The organism is Methanimicrococcus stummii (assembly GCF_032594435.1).
In the GTDB taxonomy this organism is placed as follows: domain Archaea; phylum Halobacteriota; class Methanosarcinia; order Methanosarcinales; family Methanosarcinaceae; genus Methanimicrococcus; species Methanimicrococcus stummii.
The window spans coordinates 614,299-632,223 of record NZ_CP131062.1 but is presented as its reverse complement, the minus strand read 5'-3'; the positions used below and the strand labels follow the sequence as shown (position 1 = coordinate 632,223).

Annotated in this window: 17 protein-coding genes; 6 read left to right on the top strand and 11 right to left on the bottom strand. The window is 40.5% G+C overall.

Features of this window, described 5'->3' with window-relative positions:
* Positions 1–201: 201 nt before the first annotated feature.
* A complete protein-coding gene (locus tag MmiEs2_RS03090) occupies positions 202–1,656 on the bottom strand; it encodes an aldehyde dehydrogenase family protein (protein ID WP_316559972.1) in 1,455 nt (484 codons plus the stop codon).
* Between the two features lie 274 nt (positions 1,657–1,930).
* Here MmiEs2_RS03090 and MmiEs2_RS03085 point away from each other — a divergent pair, with 274 nt between their 5' ends.
* A complete protein-coding gene (locus MmiEs2_RS03085; protein ID WP_316559971.1) occupies positions 1,931–2,620 on the top strand; it encodes a SatD family protein in 690 nt (229 codons plus the stop codon).
* Between the two features lie 96 nt (positions 2,621–2,716).
* Here MmiEs2_RS03085 and MmiEs2_RS03080 read toward each other — a convergent pair whose 3' ends face one another.
* The gene (locus MmiEs2_RS03080) at positions 2,717–3,961 is read right to left on the bottom strand and encodes a 3-isopropylmalate dehydratase large subunit (RefSeq protein WP_420891234.1); all 1,245 of its coding nucleotides are present in this window, start codon (positions 3,959–3,961) and stop codon (positions 2,717–2,719) included.
* A 161-nt stretch (positions 3,962–4,122) separates the two neighbouring features.
* Here MmiEs2_RS03080 and MmiEs2_RS03075 point away from each other — a divergent pair, with 161 nt between their 5' ends.
* Positions 4,123–4,575 carry a peptide-methionine (R)-S-oxide reductase gene (locus MmiEs2_RS03075; protein WP_316559970.1) on the top strand — a complete coding sequence of 151 codons (453 nt, stop codon included), beginning with the start codon at positions 4,123–4,125 and terminating at the stop codon, positions 4,573–4,575.
* Positions 4,576–4,683: 108 nt separating this feature from the next.
* On the opposite strand, the gene MmiEs2_RS03070 is transcribed toward MmiEs2_RS03075, so the two are convergent.
* From MmiEs2_RS03070 to MmiEs2_RS03050, 5 genes are all read right to left on the bottom strand, one after another.
* Complete coding sequence (locus tag MmiEs2_RS03070; protein ID WP_316559969.1) at positions 4,684–5,757, bottom strand: isocitrate/isopropylmalate dehydrogenase family protein; 1,074 nt, start codon at positions 5,755–5,757, stop codon at positions 4,684–4,686.
* Between the two features lie 29 nt (positions 5,758–5,786).
* Positions 5,787–6,296, bottom strand: coding sequence for a homoaconitase small subunit (gene hacB, locus MmiEs2_RS03065; protein ID WP_316559968.1), 510 nt, complete (start codon positions 6,294–6,296; stop codon positions 5,787–5,789).
* A gap of 111 nt (positions 6,297–6,407) precedes the next feature.
* Positions 6,408–7,298, bottom strand: a complete 891-nt coding sequence (locus MmiEs2_RS03060; protein WP_316559967.1) for a DUF7847 domain-containing protein — start codon at positions 7,296–7,298, stop codon at positions 6,408–6,410.
* Between the two features lie 100 nt (positions 7,299–7,398).
* Entirely contained in the window at positions 7,399–8,358 is a 960-nt protein-coding gene (locus MmiEs2_RS03055; RefSeq protein ID WP_316559966.1) for a DUF7847 domain-containing protein, read from the bottom strand.
* Between the two features lie 503 nt (positions 8,359–8,861).
* Positions 8,862–9,785 (bottom strand): DUF7847 domain-containing protein, encoded by a 924-nt coding sequence (locus MmiEs2_RS03050; RefSeq protein ID WP_316559965.1) that lies wholly within the window; start codon positions 9,783–9,785, stop codon positions 8,862–8,864.
* Between the two features lie 199 nt (positions 9,786–9,984).
* On the opposite strand from MmiEs2_RS03050, the gene MmiEs2_RS03045 reads away from it, so the two are divergent.
* From MmiEs2_RS03045 to mmp11, 3 genes are all read left to right on the top strand, one after another.
* Positions 9,985–10,440, top strand: coding sequence for a hypothetical protein (locus MmiEs2_RS03045; protein WP_316559964.1), 456 nt, complete (start codon positions 9,985–9,987; stop codon positions 10,438–10,440).
* Between the two features lie 216 nt (positions 10,441–10,656).
* Complete coding sequence (gene radC / locus MmiEs2_RS03040) at positions 10,657–11,322, top strand: RadC family protein (protein ID WP_316559963.1); 666 nt, start codon at positions 10,657–10,659, stop codon at positions 11,320–11,322.
* Positions 11,323–11,688: 366 nt separating this feature from the next.
* Positions 11,689–12,600, top strand: a complete 912-nt coding sequence (gene mmp11 / locus MmiEs2_RS03035) for a methanogenesis marker protein 11 (protein ID WP_316559962.1) — start codon at positions 11,689–11,691, stop codon at positions 12,598–12,600.
* Between the two features lie 71 nt (positions 12,601–12,671).
* On the opposite strand, the gene MmiEs2_RS03030 is transcribed toward mmp11, so the two are convergent.
* The 3 genes from MmiEs2_RS03030 to MmiEs2_RS03020 all read right to left on the bottom strand — a co-directional run bounded on the left by MmiEs2_RS03030 (position 12,672) and on the right by MmiEs2_RS03020 (position 16,279).
* Complete coding sequence (locus tag MmiEs2_RS03030) at positions 12,672–13,538, bottom strand: MTAP family purine nucleoside phosphorylase (protein ID WP_316559961.1); 867 nt, start codon at positions 13,536–13,538, stop codon at positions 12,672–12,674.
* Positions 13,539–13,750: 212 nt separating this feature from the next.
* Positions 13,751–15,802 (bottom strand): hypothetical protein, encoded by a 2,052-nt coding sequence (locus MmiEs2_RS03025; protein ID WP_316559960.1) that lies wholly within the window; start codon positions 15,800–15,802, stop codon positions 13,751–13,753.
* 243 nt (positions 15,803–16,045) lie between these two features.
* Complete coding sequence (locus MmiEs2_RS03020) at positions 16,046–16,279, bottom strand: DUF1294 domain-containing protein (protein WP_316559959.1); 234 nt, start codon at positions 16,277–16,279, stop codon at positions 16,046–16,048.
* Positions 16,280–16,316: 37 nt separating this feature from the next.
* Here MmiEs2_RS03020 and MmiEs2_RS03015 point away from each other — a divergent pair, with 37 nt between their 5' ends.
* Complete coding sequence (locus MmiEs2_RS03015; protein WP_316559958.1) at positions 16,317–16,556, top strand: hypothetical protein; 240 nt, start codon at positions 16,317–16,319, stop codon at positions 16,554–16,556.
* Positions 16,557–16,570: 14 nt separating this feature from the next.
* On the opposite strand, the gene eno is transcribed toward MmiEs2_RS03015, so the two are convergent.
* Entirely contained in the window at positions 16,571–17,848 is a 1,278-nt protein-coding gene (gene eno, locus MmiEs2_RS03010) for a phosphopyruvate hydratase (RefSeq protein ID WP_316559957.1), read from the bottom strand.
* Between the last annotated feature and the right edge of the window lie 77 nt (positions 17,849–17,925).

The window sequence follows — 17,925 nt, the reverse complement described above, 5'->3', positions numbered from 1 at the left end:
TCATATTTTATTATAAAAATTAACGCTGATCTTTTTATCAGCTCTCGCCGCTATTTTTTCTTGCTTCTTTCACCGATTTTCATTTCGCCAAAACAACACCGAGTCGCCTTGTTAAAGAAGTGCCGATTGTTACCAAAAAATCACCAATTCGATTCAAAAAATTAAAAACATGAAGTAAAATAAATAAAAATAAAATTCAAATCAAAATTTGAAAATAACCGTTTTCGTTTCCAAATAATCGTTCAGCGTTTCATATCCGTTTTCGCGCCCGAAACCGCTTTCTTTAACGCCGCCAAACGGCAATTCGGGAAGCACTTTCGCATGCTGGTTCACCCAAACAATGCCGGCTTTCAATTCTTCGGCGCCGCGTTTGGCGCGGTTCAAATTATTCGTCCAAATCGAAGCTCCGAGACCGAAATCGGAATTGTTGGCAGCCGCAATCGCTTCATCCAAATTTTTCACCGGATTAATGACCATAATCGGGCCGAACACTTCCTCTTTTAAAAGACGGGAAGACGGCGGCACATTTGTAATAACGGTCGGCTCAAAGAAAAATCCGTTTTCAAGCGGCGTTTTATTAAAATCGGGAACCTTGCCGCCGATTAAAATTTTTGAACCCTCGGATTTTGCCGATTCAACGAATTCAATCATTTGCTTTTGGCCTTCGGCAGAACTGAGCGGTCCCATTGCAAATCCGCCGGCACCGTTTTCAAAGAAACCGTCACCGATTTTAATTTTAGAAACTTCTTCTGAAACGGATTGAATAAAATCATCAAAAATGGATTCAAAAACAAAAATACGTTTTGGTGAAATGCAAGCCTGTCCGGCATTGAAAAAACGCGCGGAAACGGCTTTTGCGGCGCAGCTGCCGACATCCGCGTCGTCGCAAACAATCATCGCGTCGCTGCCGCCAAGCTCAAGCGTGACGCGTTTGTTGAATTTTGCCGCCTCAGCATGAAGATTTCTTCCGGCCGAAACGCTGCCGGTAAACGAAATTTTTTGAATTTTCGGCGATGCCGCCAATTGTTTTCCAATTTTGTCGCCGGATCCGGTCACGACATTAAAAACACCGGCAGGAAGTCCGGCTTCATGAAACACGGCGGCAAGTTCTAAAACCGTCAGCGGACAAATCGACGACGGCTTAACAAGACACGTATTTCCGGTCAGAAGCGCGGGAATCATTTGCCAGGATAAAATCAGCGCCGGCATATTCCACGGCAAAACGGCGGCGCAAACGCCGAATGGTGCTTTTGTTGTAAAGGAATAACTTTGATTGCTTTTGTTTTCAAAAAAATCGGTATGAAAAGAAGATGATAAACCGGTAAAATAATCAATGACGCCGATGACGCCCTGAATTTCGCGGCGCGCTTCGGTAAGAGGCTTTCCCTGCTCTTTTGTCAAAGTTGCCGCAAGCTTTTCCAAGCACTTTTTTTCTTTTAAAGCGGCTGAAATTTGAGATAAAACGGCGCCCCGTTCTGCATAAGATTTTTGAGACCAGGATTCGAAAGCGAAAGCGCAGGATTCGATTGCTTTTTCGACATCATCGGGCACTGCCGAAGAAACGGATTCAATCAGCGCGCCTGTCGCCGGATTGATGACATCAATGCGTTCGGGATGAGAAGAAGTGTATTTTTCGCCGCCGATAAACATAATCATTGCCTTTTTTGAAATTAAAAATTGCGAAATAAATAAAAGATGAAATAATATTCGAAAATGACAGGCTTTTTATTTCAATCTTCTGATTTTAAAATACAGATAAATTAAATAAATCAGATTAAAAATATCAATTTAAATTCAAATAAATTAAAATTAAAAGAATAGACAAAAAAATTAATAAAAGAGATTAATTTAAGAAATATCAATACAATTCGGTTAATTATTCATTATTTAATTTTATTATTTAATTTCAAATAATTCAAGAGTGTCAATCATGTATTTTGCAGTTATCGGAAACATTATTTCTGCCGAGAAAATGGTCAATCAAGAACGGTATGAAATGCAAACCAAAGTCGATGAAATTTTAACAAAAGTCAATAAAGATTTTAAAAATGACATCGCCTTTGATTTCAAATTGACATTGGGCGATGAGTTTCAAGGATTAATCAAAAACGCCGAAAATGTTCTGACAATTTTGGACCGCATCGAATATTTAGCGGATCCGTTTGAACTTCGCTTCGGAATCGGCGTCGGTCCGATTTATTCCGGAATTAACAAAAGAAGCGGCAACCGTCCCGACGGCCCCGCCTTTTGGAACGCCGGATTTGCGGTACAGCAAATGAAAAAAAATAAAAGCTACACGCGGCCGAAAATTTTGTTTGAAACGGAAGATAACGAAAGAAACAAAGACATTTGGCTTGAAGTCATCAATGAAAGCCTCAATCTTTGTGATTTTATCGAACGCGGCTGGACGGACAAGCAAAAAAGCATCATCCGAGAAAGCATTTATCGCTACGGTTACGACACAAAAGTGCCGCAAAAAGAATTGGCCGATTTATTTGAAATTTCGATTCCGGCCGTCAATGTTCACATGAAAAGAAGCGGTTATTACAATTACATGAATTTAAGAAAAGCAATCAGCGACGCGCTCCAAAAAGAATGGGGCGAAATTGAAATTGATTAAAACCGCCATCGGTTTTTATTTTATTTTCTAAAAAACGGAGCAGCTCGCGAGCGGCGGCAGCCGCAGCACAGAAGCAGAAACAGCAAGAAAAGTTGATCAGAGATATTCTCTCGGATCAACAATTTCGCCTTTTAAAGCCGCCGCCGCAACGCTTGCCGGCGATGCCAGATAAATGAATCCGCCTTTTCCCATTCGGCCTTTGAAATTGCGATTGGCAGTTGAAATGCAGTTTTCGCCTTCGGCGATAATTCCCTGGTGCGCGCCGAGACACGGGCCGCAGCCGGGCGTAATGAAACTGACGCCGGCTTTAACAAGTATTTCATAAACGCCGTTTGAAACGGTTTCTAAAAGAATTGTTCTTGACGCGGGTGCCGCAATCGTTCGAACCGCTACTTTTTTGCCTTTTAAAATATCGGCGGCGATTTCCAAATCTTCAAGACGGCCGTTGGTGCAAGTTCCGAGAAATGCTTGATCGATGTGCGTCCCGGCAACTTTTCCGACGGGAACGACATTATCGACTTCGTGCGGACAAGCGATTTGCGGTTCGATGTCGTCGGCGTGATAAGAAACCTCGCGGCAATAGCTCGCGTCGGCATCCGCGTAAATCGGCTCAAAATCGGCTTGTGAGCGGTTTTTAAGATATTCAAATGTTTTCTCATCCGGCGGAACAATGCCGGCTTTTGCGCCCATCTCAATTGCCATATTGCAAAGCGTCATTCTTCCGGAAATCGAAAGATCGGCAATCGCATCACCGTAAAATTCAACCGCTTTGTAAGTCGCGCCGGCGATGCCTGTTTTTCCGATCAGATAAAGCGTCAAATCTTTCGCGTAAACGCCGTCGTTTAAAGCACCGTCAACCGTCATTTTAATCGTTTCGGGAACTTTAAACCAAAGTTTTCCGGTCGCAAAAATTTCCGCCATGTCGGTTGCGCCGACACCGGTTCCGAATGCACCGAACGCGCCGTAAGTACAGGAATGAGAATCGGCGCCGACAATTAATTTCCCGGGAAGCGCAAAACCCTGTTCGGGCAAAACCTGGTGACAAATACCTTCGCCGCCTTCATAAAAATGAGAAATTTTCTGTTCGCGAACCCATTCCCGAATATCTTTTTGAAGACCGGCGGCAACATCCGTGCTTGCCGGAATCAAATGATCGAACGGAATAACGATTCTTTCAGAATCCCAAACTTTTTCAGCACCCATTTCCCTGAAAGATTTCACGGCCAAAACGCTTGTGCCGTCGTGCGCCATCGCATAATCCACATTTGCCGAAACGAAATCATTTGCCGCCGCGTTTGTTCCGGAAGCACGGCTGAATATTTTTTCACTGATTGTTCCCAAAATGAAAACCGCCTGTTGTTTTTATTAATTTTTAAATTTTATCAAACTTTAATTTTTAATGATATTTTCGAAAAGTTCTATGTTCTCCTCCTCAAATCCATAAAAAAGTATTGTTCAATTCCGCTTTAAATATTTATATTATTAAAATTATATTATAAAATATGTCAGAAGATTACAGACCAATAAACACCGATAATTTAGCGAATGAAATTTCAAACGACAAAGCGGCGCAGATTATTGATGCCGAAGACAAACCGTCAAATTACGGCAAAAAACTGACGCCGGAAGAAGAACAAATCATTTTGTACAAAGACAAAGATGCAAAACCGCTTTCAAGAGTGTCATTAAACAGCGACGAAAAAGGCGTTTATAAATGCAAGGAATGCGGAAAACCGCTTTATTGTTCAAAATCCGAAGCCGATTTGAAAAACAAAACGGATTCAGCGGATTTAAAACTCAACCAGCTGAATTTTAACAACGAAATCCCGGGCGCCGTCAAATATTCGGAAAAAGCCGACGGTCTTCAAATGGAAATCATTTGCGCCAACTGCGGCGCGTCTTTGGGATACGTTTTTAAAGACGAATATATGGCGCCAAAAAAATCGGATGAATAAATTCCGCATTGGTAAAAACGATTTAAACCGAGATTTCGGTTTTTCAATTTATTTTAAAAAATGGTGCGGCTCGCGCGCGAGCGCGGCTGCAACCGGTATAAAAAATGTTTACAATTTTAATTTTGAAAAGTCTTCGGGATTTTCCAAGCAAAAAGAAGCCGCGTCAAGCTGGCGCACTTTGCTTAAAATGAAATCTCCGACCTCCTTTGTCGAATATTTACCGCCGAGGTCGGGCGTTATAATTTTATCGTGAACGGCGGCGGCAACCGCGCGGTTGACCAAACACGCTTCGCGCGTTTTTCCCATCCATTCAAACATCATTTTCAAACTGAGAATCGCCGCAATCGGATTGGCAATGCCTTTTCCGGCAATGTCGGGCGCGCTGCCGTGAACCGGTTCAAAAAAGGCTTGACTGTCGCCAATATTTGCGCTCGGCGCAAGACCGATGCTTCCCAGCAATGCAGCGCCGAGATCGCTTAAAATGTCGCCGAAAAGATTTGTCGTGACGACAACATCGTATTTTTCGGGATTCATGATTAAATCGTAAGCGAAAATGTCAACCAATTTGTTCGAGACGTTGACACCTTTTGATTCCGCCGTTTCTTTGCAGGTTTCCAAAAAAAGTTTGTCGGATTTTAAAACATTGGATTTGTGAACGACGGTTAAATAGTTTTTGCGTTCGGCCGCCAGGTTTGACGCAAATGACGCGATTCGTTCAGACGCAATTTTAGTAATGACGCGCGTCGTCGTTGATTTTTCATCGCCGAGCTCTTCGATTCCGGAATACAATCCTTCCGTATTTTCGCGAACGATGACGATGTCAACATCCGATTCTTTGCGGTCTTTGATTTTTAAAAGTTTGTAAATTCCGGGAATCGGCAAAAGCGGGCGAATGTTGGCGTAAAGATCCAATTCTTTTCGAATTCTTAAAAGAACGCTTTTGTAAGACGGATCGCTGACGGTTGTTATCGCGCCGAAAAGAATCGCGTCACAGGATTTTAAGAGAGAAATATCATCATCGGTGATGGCTGAGCCCGTTCGCTCCCATTTCCCGAAACCCACTTCAACCGGAACTTTTTCAATGCCCCAATCATAGGTTTCATTAAAATAATCCAATATCGCGACCGCTTCGGGAATCACTTCTTTTCCGATACCGTCTCCTTCGATGATTGCCGTTCTCATATCATTCACTCGATTGTTTTGTTTTTCGTTTAATTCAAAGCGTTCTGCTTTTTTCGGTGTTCGACAAGCCCGCCGTCATTTAAAATGTCCAATAAAAAGTCCGGCAGCTTTCCTGTCGGATATTCGCGGACATTTTCGGGATTGTCGGCAGATGTGACGCGGATTGTGCCGCCGTCTAAATCCACTTCAACCAAATCGCCGTCTTTGGCATCAACATCGGCTTCAATGATTAAAAGGCCGACATTCACAGCGTTTCTGAAAAAAATGCGAGCGAAATATTTCGCGATGATGCAGGAAACGCCGGCGTGTTTGAGCGCGAGCGGCGCCTGTTCGCGTGAAGAGCCGCAGCCGAAATTGTCACCGGCAACGATGACATCGCCTTTTTGAACATTTTTTGAAAAATCGGGATCGATGCCTTCCATTGCGTGATCGGCAAACACTTGCATGTCTGTCGTTCGAAGATATTTGCCGGGAATAATCACATCGGTGTCAATGTCGTCACCGAATTTCCAGGCTTTTCCTTTGAATTTTTTGTCCATAAAATCACAAAATCATTTTTAAAAAATCTAATTTAACTTTTAATTATATTTCCAATTCTTTTGAATCATAAAAATATTTTCCCAAAAAGCATTTTCGCCAAAAAAATTCAATTAATCAATCGGAAAGCATTCTTTTTTGGAAAGAATCATGTAAAAACGCGTGACCCAAACATTCATCGCCGCCGTTAGGAAAAACGCCAAAATCAAATGAACGGCAAACCCGAAATAAAAGGAGAAGCCGATGTAACTCAGTGCCGTGATGATGAAAATGCCGATAAAAGTAATCAGCAGCTGAATGACGGTTACCAAAAAAACAAATGATAGAACGCGAATCGGCCGCATCCTGAGTAATTTAAAAGATTTCTGATAGCTTTTGAAAACGCCCAAATCGTCAACGACGATGATGTATGAAACGAAATAAAACATAAACGAAACCAAAATGAGATAAGCGGAAGACAGCAAAACGGCTGCCAGCACGGGCGCTGCCAATGCATCAAACATCGGGGCAAGAAGCGCAGGATCATTATTGAGCGCATTAATAACGTAATCCGCCCCGTATTCCGAGTCGCCGATAATGTTTAAAACGGGTTTCCAAAAAATGGCGGAAACCAGGCGGATCAGGGAAATAAAAACCGCTGCCCAAACTAATTTCAGCGTGTATTTTTTCCCGTATGAGAAAAATTGTTTGTAATTTGCCGACCTCGATTCAATAACTTCTTTCGCCATCCCGATAGAGCCGGCGGTCGTAAAAGAAGAAATAAAAATAATTAAGATCAGGAAAAGACCGTAAAAAATTGAAAAGGCGCGCGCGCCGAAATAATTGCTGAAATCCGCCGCGAAAACGCCAAACAAAATCGCCAGAAAAACGGATACGGAATAGTAGGCAATGCCCGGAATAAATAAAACAGGATTGTCTTTCAGTTGTTTCAAACCGATGATGATTGTCACAAAAGCGTTTTCCGACGTGTTTTTCGATGGATTTGCCGCCGCCTTTTTTGCCATGTTTTCATCCTGTTTTTAAAAAAATAAGAAAAAGAAAAAAGAAAGGATTTTGCCCTTTCTTTTTGAATCGTTTAGTCGTTTCACGACGTTATTTTGCCAATTAAACCTGTTCGGGTTCATCGGTTAAAATGCCTTCTTCGATTTCGGCATATTCCGAAAATTCCTGTTCACAAACAGGCTGTTCATAAACGGTTTCGTCTGTCAGCATGTAGTATGCGCGTGTGCTCCAAACAGCACTCAACGCGGACAACACGGCGGTTACGATGATACTGATAATCAAAGAAAGAATCGCGCCGACAATCGGTATGATTCCGAGAATGCCTGTAAAGATGCCGACCACGAATGAAACGGCGAAGCTGATGATTCCGACAATCAAAATGAATATGAAAACATCGCCTTTGTTGTCCATGAAAATGCGGTAGGATTTACTGATACTGTCCATAACGCCCATTTCATCAATGACGATCGCGTACGGGATGAAGTAAAAGAACAAAGTGACGATCAACGCGACGATAATGATCAGAATCAAAAACACGAAATAAGCGAGAATCGCCAATGCAATTGATCCTGTTGCGACAATAACAGCAATAAATGCGATAAAAATGATGGCAATAATTGCAACGGGGATACCGACAATGATTCCGATGACAATTGAGTAAGCGAGGAATTTCAAGAAGTATTTCGCGCCGTAGGATAAGAAGTCTCCGAACGTTGTTGTTCCTTTTTCAACCGCTTCTTTTGCCATGCCTGTTAAACCGGCTTCAATAAATACTGAAACAATAACTAACAGAATCATTGAAACGATAAAAATCAAGAGGAAGCGAACAACATTAAACGAATCAATGAATGAATCGAAATAATTCGGGTCAAGAAACATGGTTGATGCTGTCGATGAGGAAGTCATTGCAATTGCCTGCATGATGTCGCCGAACATGGCCCAAAAGAGAACAACCGCGAATATGATTGAAAGACTGCCGGCCAGCAAACCCGGAACGAGAAGAATCGGATTGGACTTGAAATCGTCCCATCCTTTGGATAGAATTGTGTTTAACGAAAACATAAATATCACCTTTAAATTGCATTTCAAAACAACCGCAATTTAAAATTATAACGAAACGCCGTTCTTGAATTTTAAAAATACAATACGGTAATTGAATTTATCAACTATTTATATAAAAAACATACTGATGATAAATTGAAGAACAATTTATAAAAATGACTGAATGAATTTATTGGAAAAAATTGAATGAAAAACAATGGTGCGTTTTTGGAAAATTTAAAATGAAAATCAGATTGGTGTTTTGGAGGAAATTTGGAATAAAATGTTGCGGCTCGTGCGCGACGGCGGCGCTGCCGGCCGGTGCCGCGGCAACGCAGCAGTGACGGGAACAGAAACGGTAAGGTAACAGCAGCAAACGCAAACAGTAAGGTAACAGCGGCAAACGTAAACTGTAAGGTAATGTTAGCAAAACAAGTAACAGCAAAAATCAAAAAATGAAAGAAAAAAGAAGAAATAAAAAAGATGAAGAAAAAATCTGCCGCTTCATCTTTATTTTTCTAATTTTATTCTTTATAGATTGTTTCTTCAACAAAAATTTCGGGCGGATTTTCAGTTAAATTGTCCAAAATTTTCAAATCGATGTATTTACGGCCGGACCAAACGGCAACCAGCGCCGAAATGCAAGCGGTAATAAACAGATTGATGAGCGCGTAGAGCAAAACGCCGACAAACGGAATGAAGGCGAGGAGGAAGCCGAGAATCCAAACGACAAGAGCGACAACGAAGTAAATGACGAACATTGTCAGAACGAATCCGATGACGGAAGATTTGTTGTCGACAAAAATGCGGTACGATCTTTTGAAACTGTCAATAATACCAAAATCGTCATAGACCAGCGCGTATTCCGCGAAATAAAACAGGAAAGCGCAGAGAATCGCATAAATCAAGTAAAGAAGCATCAGCAAAAAGAATGCGGCGCCTGTTGCGGCAACGCTCGTCGAACTGACGGCGGCAACCAAAATGCCGACGATAATCATCGGAATAATCAAGATGAAATACATCAAAATGGATAAGCCGATCATTTTCAGGAAATATTTCTTGCCGTAAGCGGTCAAATCAGAAAAGTTTGTTTTTCCCGTTAAAATCGCTTCTTTGGACATACCGATTAAACCGGCTTGAAGAAAAGCCGAAACCAGAACAATAACAACAAAATAGACCAAAGCGAGAATCAAGTATGTTATCGCTGTTTCCGAAGAAATTTGAGTCATCATGTTAAAAATGTAATCAGGATTGCTGTAAACCGAAGATGCGGCCGAAGTCATCATTGAGCCGGCGGAACCGCTGACGAATGAATACGCGAAAAAAATAACAAAAATTGTTAAAAGGATAAATTCAATAAGTCCCAAAAGAATATTCGGGATAATCAGTATCGGATTGTTTTTGACGTCCTCAGTTCCTTTTGAGAGGATGAAACCAATATTAACCATAATTTTAATCTCCGTTATGTTGTTTTTAGAAAAATTGTGTTTTTAAGAAAGATGTTGCAAAGCAACATTATAAAATAACATTTTATTATATAAAAATTGAACTATAAAAAATAACGAAACCAGCATACTTATAAATTTCAACAATTTCAACAATTTCAACAATTTCGATTACGGACATTAAAATCTAAATGGCGATAAAATGATGAATCAATCAAAAGAAAAAATATATGTTATCGCGCATTGTCTTTTAAATTCAAAAACGCGCGTTAAAGGCATTCGCCGTCCCGATCCTTTTGATACAGAAAATAAAAAGATAATTCAATTGCCATGCCCCGAATTTATTTTTGCGGGGCCGAATCGCGAAAGAAAAACAAAAGAAGATTATGACACACCGGAATATCGAAAACTTTGCCGGAACCTGTTTTATCCGTACGCTTACATGATTGAAACGCTTGAAAAAGAAGGAAATGAAATCATAATCGCCGGTGTTCCAAAAAGCCCTTCCTGCGGCATTTTAACAACAACCGTTTCGGGATTCAAAAATAATGAAAACGAAGATGCTGAAAACGAGATTGTTAAAGGAAAAGGTATCTTTTTTGAAGAAATCGAAAATGAATTGAATAAACGCAAAATTCAGTATTTGATGACAGAATAATAATGAAAACACAATGAAAAACAGTAATGACAAAATAAAAAGATTTAAAACAAAACTATAATAAAAATTTTTAACGAAAAAAGAATTAAAAAACGCAAGCGTCAGAATCTTTATAATAGTTTCGATTTTTGAAATTTAAAAGCAGTTATATGCGTCCTTTGTCTTTTGAAATGTATGATGGAAATAACAGCAATAAAACCGAGAATGGAAATTAAAATGAGAGATTTGCCGGCTGCCGAGCGGCCGCGCGAAAGACTTTTGAAATACGGGCCTGAAACACTTTCCGATGCCGAACTTTTGGCAATTGTTCTCGGATCGGGAATGAAAGGCATGAATATTATCACAATCTGCCGTCATATTTTTACAAATATGTCTTTAAAAAAACTCAGTAAAACCACATCTGCCGAACTGACGAAAATTCCCGGAATCGGAAAATCAAAGGCATGTCAGATCATTTCCGTTTTTGAATTGTCCCGAAGATTAGAAACATACTCGGAAGAGCCGAAAAAGAAAATCGAAGAGCCGGCTGACATTTATCGTTATATTTATCCGAAAATACGCGAAGAGAAGCAGGAAAAATTCATTGTTCTCTGTTTGGATACAAAAAATCAGATAATATCCGACATTACGGTTTTTGTCGGCGGTTTGGATTGCAGTATCGTTCAGCCGAGAGAAATTTTTAAAACCGCTCTTTTGGAATCGGCCGCATCCATTATTTTAATTCACAATCATCCGTCGGGAGATCCCGAACCGAGCCGCGAAGACATTATTGTCACAAACCGGATTATTGAAAACGGAAAGCTTTTAGGAATCCGCGTTTGGGACCATTTAATAATCGGAGACGGTTGTTATGTCAGCTTGAAAGAAAAAGAATACATTTAAAAAATCGAAGGAAAATATATGAAAAAGAAGATTTGAAAAATTGTTCGAAAAATTTGAGAAATTGTTTGAAGAATTTGAGAAATTGTTTGAAGAATTTGAAAAATGTTTGAAAAATTTGAAAAATGTTTGAAAAATTTGAAAAATGTTTGAAAAAAAATTGATAGAAGATTTGAAAAAATGTGTGAAAAAGTTGAAAAAAAGAAGAAAAACTTCACAAAAAGGATAAAATCATTTCAAAGGAACTCAAAATATCTCAAAATTTGCCTTAAAGTAGAAATTATTTATAAAAAAAGACTCTTGTCACCACATCATTTATAACAGACTGATTCTTTTACAAGAAGAAACAAACGCCTGAGGTATATTTTGATGGAAGATCCCTATACAGTTCCTTATAAGGGCATTTATGCAATTTGCGATGAAAACGGCAGCAAAGCTGAAATTATCGAGCATTCGAATTGCTACGGCGGTGCCTGTTGGTCTTTGCACCATTACGCGAAATCGCCTGCCGTTACAAATGCGAAAGCTGTCGGCGAATGCATCCGCTATTCCGTCAAAACCGGACCGTCAACGCTTGAATTAAAATCATCGGTGGCGGCAGCAGGCATCGAATCCGTCATTTGCGACGATTCAAAAAATGAAGTTCAAATTACTTATATGGGAATCGGCGGCGGCGGCATCGGCGCAACAAAATGCCGCGCTTTTGCAAACGGCGTTTTAAGATTTGAAATTTCGGAATCAGGCGGTGGAAAAACAGCCACCGGAAAAATATTTGTTCCGAAACGAAAACGCGTTTTGATTGCGATTGACGACACGGATTCGTGTGATGAAGGCGCCACTTGGACGCTGACGCACAACATCGCAAAAGCAGTCAGCTGTGAAGATTCCGTTTATTTGTCGCAGGCTTTGGTTCAGCTCTATCCCGTTCCGGAAAAAACACAAAATTGTATGTCAACAGTTTTAGAATTCGGTTGCGTGTCAGATGCCGCGAAAGAAAAACTCGTTGCCGGCATTAAAGAACTCCTTTTAAAATACAGCGTCAGCGAAAATACGGGAATGCTTGTTTACACAGCTTTTGATGTCACTGAAGACTTAAAAGAATACAGTCATCTCGGCCGAACCATGCGTGTTTCAAGAGAAAAAACGCTTGAGACGGCAAAAACAAACAATGTTGAAATTGTTTTAGACGGCAACGGAATTATCGGGGCGATGGCCGCTTTTGCCTGGTTTGCGCAGCCGATTGAAGCCGTCAAACCCGAATTTGATGTCAATTCAATTTAATCAAATTCCAATTTAATCAAATTCAAATAAAATCAATTTGAGTAACATCTCGTTTTTAAAAAAAACGGCAATCAAAGTTTGCCGTGAACCGTTGCGTTTTGGCATTGACAGATTTTTCGGCCGCCGTTATTTTTACGATTTTTTAGAACCGCCGCAAGTGCAAATATGATTTCAAAAACCGTTTTTTGGTTCTTTTCAACGCCGACTTTAACTTCGTCGGCCGTCACCATATTTTGACTGAGCCCGGCGGCCGGATTTGTAATCGTACAAAGTGAAGCGTAGCACAAACCTGCTTCTTTTGCCAAGGAAACCTCAGGAACGCCGGTCATGCCGACAACGTCGGCAAAATGCGCGTACATCCGGATTTCCGCTTTCGTCTCAAAACGCGGGCCTTCCGTGCACAAATAGGTACCTTCCGAATAAGAAACGGATTTATCTTTTAAAACGCCGGACAATAAACTTCGAATATCCATACAATACGGGTCGGTCATGTCTGTGTGAATCGTTTCTTCGTTGTGAAACGTATCAATTCTGTTTTTCGTCAAATCAATAAAATCATTCGGAATAAAAAACGGAAAATCCAAAAAACTTTCAGGAGATGCAACCGTTTTTTGCTTCAGTTTTTCATTCATTTCAAAATTTTCAACAAGCAGCACGTTTCTCATCAAACCGACGGAATTGACGGATAAAACCGGCGTGCTGATTTGGCGCGCCGCGTCAATCAATGCCAAAAAATTAATTTTATGAGGCGGAACATGGTGTTTTCCCTGATGGCGGGAAATAAACGCGATATCGGAATTTTCGCCGGCGCACAAAACCGAAACCGAAACAGTCCCGTAAGAAGTTTGGACTTCGCAAACTCGAGCCTCCTCTGTCGATAAAGCGTCATAACCGACACCGCCGATAACCGTTAAAATAACATTTTTGAATGATTCCAAAATAACCAGCTCATAAATTTAATTTAAGATATAAAATGAATGAACGGCTTTGTATTTTAAAGGTGCTGGCTATTTTCAAAATAAATTAAAATGAAATTAAAAAGAAGATTCCAAAATAAAGATTTCAAAAAGAAAAAGGCAAAACAAAAAATCTCAAAAAAGGTTTCAAAACAAAAATCTCAAAAAAAATCAAAAAAAGATTTAAATTTTCTTCAAATTCTTCTGCGGATGTAATCCCACATGAATAAACCGGATGTCAGAACAACCAATATCGAGAAGACGGATAAATGTCCCTGAACTTTTGTGACAATGTCTGAGACAATGCTTTTAGGAATGTCGTTGCTGTAGGATTCCGGATTTTGAACTTCTTCTTCTTCCGGTTCGTTTTCAGGAACAATCGCGGCATGGCCGAAAGGATCGGAACTTGATGAAAGCGTTTTTTCAGATTCGACCGAAGCGATAACGAATGGTGAAAAACCGGTTGTATAAGCGGTTATAACAAAATACTTCTCATCACCGATGCCTTTTGAAGTAATTTTAGCGTTTAACTTCTCCATCGTTTGAACGCCGTCAACCTCAATAATGTGGAAAACTGTCAAATCGTCGCCGGAAATCGGGTTTCCGAGAGAATCAATGGCAGGGACTTCAAATTCCAAAACAACAAATTCGTTTTCGGAATTCAGCTGTTCGTTCAAAGAATCCTTAACGGCAGCGCTTGAGAAATCAATATTCAAAACGGAATGAATCGGAACTTCATCGGTTATCAAATCTGTTTCGATGTTTTCAATTGATTTTTCCGTCAGCGCATCAACAATTAATTCAACGTCGCCGCCTTCAAACAGGTCATTGACTGTTGTCGGGAATGCGAGTTTGGATAAATCAGGAACTTCCGGCGGTTCAGCGTCCGTTTTAAGAACCAAATTCAATTTATCGCCGTCGGAAACTAAATAAATCGGATAGCTTTGAGAAACACGTTTGATCGTAAACGGAATGGAAGAAGAAATCCATGTTAAATCGGGCTCGATTCCCTCATCAGAATTTTCATTCTTATTTTCATCGTCTTCGTTTTCACGGCCGGCATCGGGATCGTTTTCGGTTTCATCAATCAATTTCGGATAAACGGATAATTGAATCGTTTTTGATAAAGATAAATCATCACGCAACAAACTCAAATCGTTGAACAAAACGTAATGCGGATACAAATCTTCGAATTCTTCGTTTTCATTGCCGACACCATTTCCATTTTCGTTGCCGTCTTCATTTTCATCAGTTTCGTCATCGACATACGGCAAGAAGAAATCTGCCGAATTCTGTTTGAAACTGTCATTGACAAATGCCTGCCATTCAAAAACGGAATCGCATTTGGAAAATGAAACCGGAACGGATTCAAATGTTTCATTGACAATTTCCAAATCGGGCCGAGTGGATTTGACGTAAACGGAAGAATCATGATCAGAGCAAACAAAAATAAAGTTCAAATCAAGTTCGGGAATTTTGGAAACATTCACATTGATTTCAGGTTTATAATCTGAAATTTCAATTTTTCCGACAGGGGTGCCGCTGGAACTTCCGGAATATTCAATCGTTCGGTCGCCGGCGAGAGAAATCACTTTCAAACCGGAATCGTACCAGCTCACGGAACGCAAATTGTTTCCGTAGAGGTTAAGAATCACATCGTTTTCAGATAATTCTTCAGAGAAATCCGGATAGATTTCTTCGGAAAATAAATGGTTGTAATAAGAAGTATGGAAAATGCGATCTGTGCTGCCGCAAGTGTATGTAAAATAACTTTTATCGGGATAAATGAAAAGATTCGGTTCTTGATTTTCATCGCCTTCGTTTAAATCAACAACATTAAATGTAATATATTGACCGCGGTGAGTGCTTTCATAAACGGGGCTCTTGTATTCAGATTTCAAAAACGAACCGCATAAATGAACGACGTAACTGCCTGTTTTGGCGGCTTCAAACTGAATCAAATCAATTTTTGAATTATTGTAATAAATCATTCCGGATGAGCCGTCGGGGCCTGAAACGTCATAATAGTCAACGGAATAATAATTCGGAGAATCGGAAGAAATACCGTTATTCAGCTCAATTGTAACGGTTGTTCCGGAAATATAAACCAACGACGGATAATTTAAAACAGGTTCGATCGGTTCGGAATCAAAATCGTCATCTGCCGCAGCCACGGCTGTACCTGCGATAAAAATCGTCAGGAGTAAAAGGATTGTCAAAAAGAAAATGCGGTTTTTTGAATTCATTTTACTTACCGAGAGCTGGATTTATAGAAATTAATAAAAACGGTATAATGCGCGCGAATGTTTACAGAAGAATACTTTCTTCTGAGAGTATAGTACAAACATAATATTCAAATGTATATAAAGTTTATCGAAAATATATCAAATGTTTGTTGTCATACGAATTAATACTTGAATAATAAAAAAATTATTCTTAAATAATTTAGAAAAAAGAAATTAGAAAAAAATAAAAATTAGAAATTAAAATCAGAAAAATAAAATTCCGGCGCCGATTAAAACCAAATGAATGAGCATGAATAACGGAACCGCCCACGTAAAGGGTTTCTTTTGCGTTTTGTGTCTGAAAACATTCATGCCGGCATAAGCGCCAAAAGGTCCGAAAAATGCCAGAATCAAAAGCGTCTTTTCAGTCACGCGCCATTTGTTCATCGAAGCTTTCGCTTTGTCAAATCCGTACGCGCCAAAAGCAATAAGATTCAAAATTAAGTAAACCGCTGCCAAAATTACGATATTAGAAATGATTTCCACCATGAAAGGAAAGAAAACGCGTTCATATAAATATCTGATGCACGATTTTCATAAAAATTGGTCTCTTGATGACCATCAATTTAATTTGCGGAACCGGACGGACTCAAAAAAATTAAGAACTATAATAGAGAACAAAAATGAATCAAAAAAGAAAAACGAAAAACAGAAAAAAAACAAAATGGGAAGAAAAACAAAATGGGAAGAAAAACAAATTAAAAAAACAAAATGAGAAGAAGAATCCGCTTACAAGCGGATGTATTCGCCGGCATCGCCGAGTTCTTCTTCGATTCTGAGCAATTGGTTGTATTTGGCGGTTCTTTCGCCGCGTGCGGGCGCGCCTGTTTTGATCATGTCGGCACCGAGCGCGACGGCCAAATCGGAAATGGTCGTGTCTTCCGTCTCGGCGGATCTGTGGCTGACAAAAAGCGAGAAGCCGTTTCGGGTGGCAAGCGTTGCCGCATCAATCGCTTCGGAAAGCGATCCGATTTGATTGACTTTTAAAAGAAGGCCGTTTGCCGCGTTTTTGACAATTCCTCTTTCGATTCTTTCCGGGTTTGTCACAAACAAGTCATCGCCGACGATGATTGTTTCCCAAAGTTCGCTCGTTAAGTTTTCAAAATCGTCAAAAGAATCTTCATAGAACGGGTCTTCGATGGATAAAATCGGATAGCTGTTGACCAAATCAACGTAATAAGCCGTTAATTCTTCAGCCGTCATCAATTCGCCGTCAACGGTGTAATTTTCGCCGTCATAAAATTCGGAAGCGGCAGCATCCAAACCGATTTTAATTTCTTCGTCGGAATAGCCGGCACGGTCAATCGCAATCATTAAAGCGTCAAGCGCTTCCGTTGTTTTCTCCATTTTCGGAGCGTAACCGCCTTCGTAACCGACATTGGTTGAAGACGCGCCGTAGGATTCGGTCAAATATTTGCCGAGCGCGTGATACGTTTCCGCGCCCATTTGCATAGCTTCGGCAAAAGTTTCGGCACCGACGGGCTGAATCATAAATTCCTGAATCGCCAAATCATTGCCGGCATGCTTTCCCCCGTTTAAGACGTTCAATGTCGGAACGGGAAGCGTAAAAGAGTTTGCGCCGCCGAGGTATCTGTAAAGCGGCAATTTGGATTCGCTTGCGGCTGCTTTTGCGACAGCCATGGAAACGCCTAAAACGGCGTTTGCGCCGAGCACCGCTTTGTTGTCGGTGCCGTCCATTTCAATCATTGTCATATCGATTTCACGCTGCATTCTGCAGTCATATCCGACCAAAACTTCAGCGATGCGGGAGACATTTTCAACCGCTTTTAAAACGCCTTTGCCGTTATAGCGCGCGTCGCCGTCGCGCAGTTCAAGCGCTTCGTGCGTGCCGGTCGAGGCGCCGGACGGAACGCTTGCGCGGCCGAAGCCGTTTGCCGTGATAACGTCAACTTCAACAGTCGGATTGCCGCGGGAATCTAAGATTTCACGCGCTTTGATATTGCGAATTAAAAAACGGTCTGCATCATTGTAACCTAAAATTTTCATAAAAATCACCAGTTGAATAAATTTTTAGTAAAGGCATCACATATTATTAATCTATTGTTCAAAGAATGAAATTCAAT

Excerpts from the sequence above, each read along its gene's own strand:
- radC (WP_316559963.1), top strand. The coding sequence starts at position 10,657 with ATGAGAGATTTGCCGGCTGCCGAGCGGCCGCGCGAAAGACTTTTGAAA.
- MmiEs2_RS03060 (WP_316559967.1), bottom strand. The coding sequence starts at position 7,298 with ATGGCAAAAAAGGCGGCGGCAAATCCATCGAAAAACACGTCGGAAAAC.
- hacB (WP_316559968.1), bottom strand. The coding sequence starts at position 6,296 with ATGGACAAAAAATTCAAAGGAAAAGCCTGGAAATTCGGTGACGACATT.
- MmiEs2_RS03085 (WP_316559971.1), top strand. The coding sequence starts at position 1,931 with ATGTATTTTGCAGTTATCGGAAACATTATTTCTGCCGAGAAAATGGTC.
- MmiEs2_RS03070 (WP_316559969.1), bottom strand. The coding sequence starts at position 5,757 with ATGAGAACGGCAATCATCGAAGGAGACGGTATCGGAAAAGAAGTGATT.
- MmiEs2_RS03055 (WP_316559966.1), bottom strand. The coding sequence starts at position 8,358 with ATGTTTTCGTTAAACACAATTCTATCCAAAGGATGGGACGATTTCAAG.
- MmiEs2_RS03075 (WP_316559970.1), top strand. The coding sequence starts at position 4,123 with ATGTCAGAAGATTACAGACCAATAAACACCGATAATTTAGCGAATGAA.
- MmiEs2_RS03045 (WP_316559964.1), top strand. The coding sequence starts at position 9,985 with ATGATGAATCAATCAAAAGAAAAAATATATGTTATCGCGCATTGTCTT.
- mmp11 (WP_316559962.1), top strand. The coding sequence starts at position 11,689 with ATGGAAGATCCCTATACAGTTCCTTATAAGGGCATTTATGCAATTTGC.
- MmiEs2_RS03025 (WP_316559960.1), bottom strand. The coding sequence starts at position 15,802 with ATGAATTCAAAAAACCGCATTTTCTTTTTGACAATCCTTTTACTCCTG.
- MmiEs2_RS03015 (WP_316559958.1), top strand. The coding sequence starts at position 16,317 with ATGATTTCCACCATGAAAGGAAAGAAAACGCGTTCATATAAATATCTG.
- MmiEs2_RS03050 (WP_316559965.1), bottom strand. The coding sequence starts at position 9,785 with ATGGTTAATATTGGTTTCATCCTCTCAAAAGGAACTGAGGACGTCAAA.
- eno (WP_316559957.1), bottom strand. The coding sequence starts at position 17,848 with ATGAAAATTTTAGGTTACAATGATGCAGACCGTTTTTTAATTCGCAAT.
- MmiEs2_RS03090 (WP_316559972.1), bottom strand. The coding sequence starts at position 1,656 with ATGATTATGTTTATCGGCGGCGAAAAATACACTTCTTCTCATCCCGAA.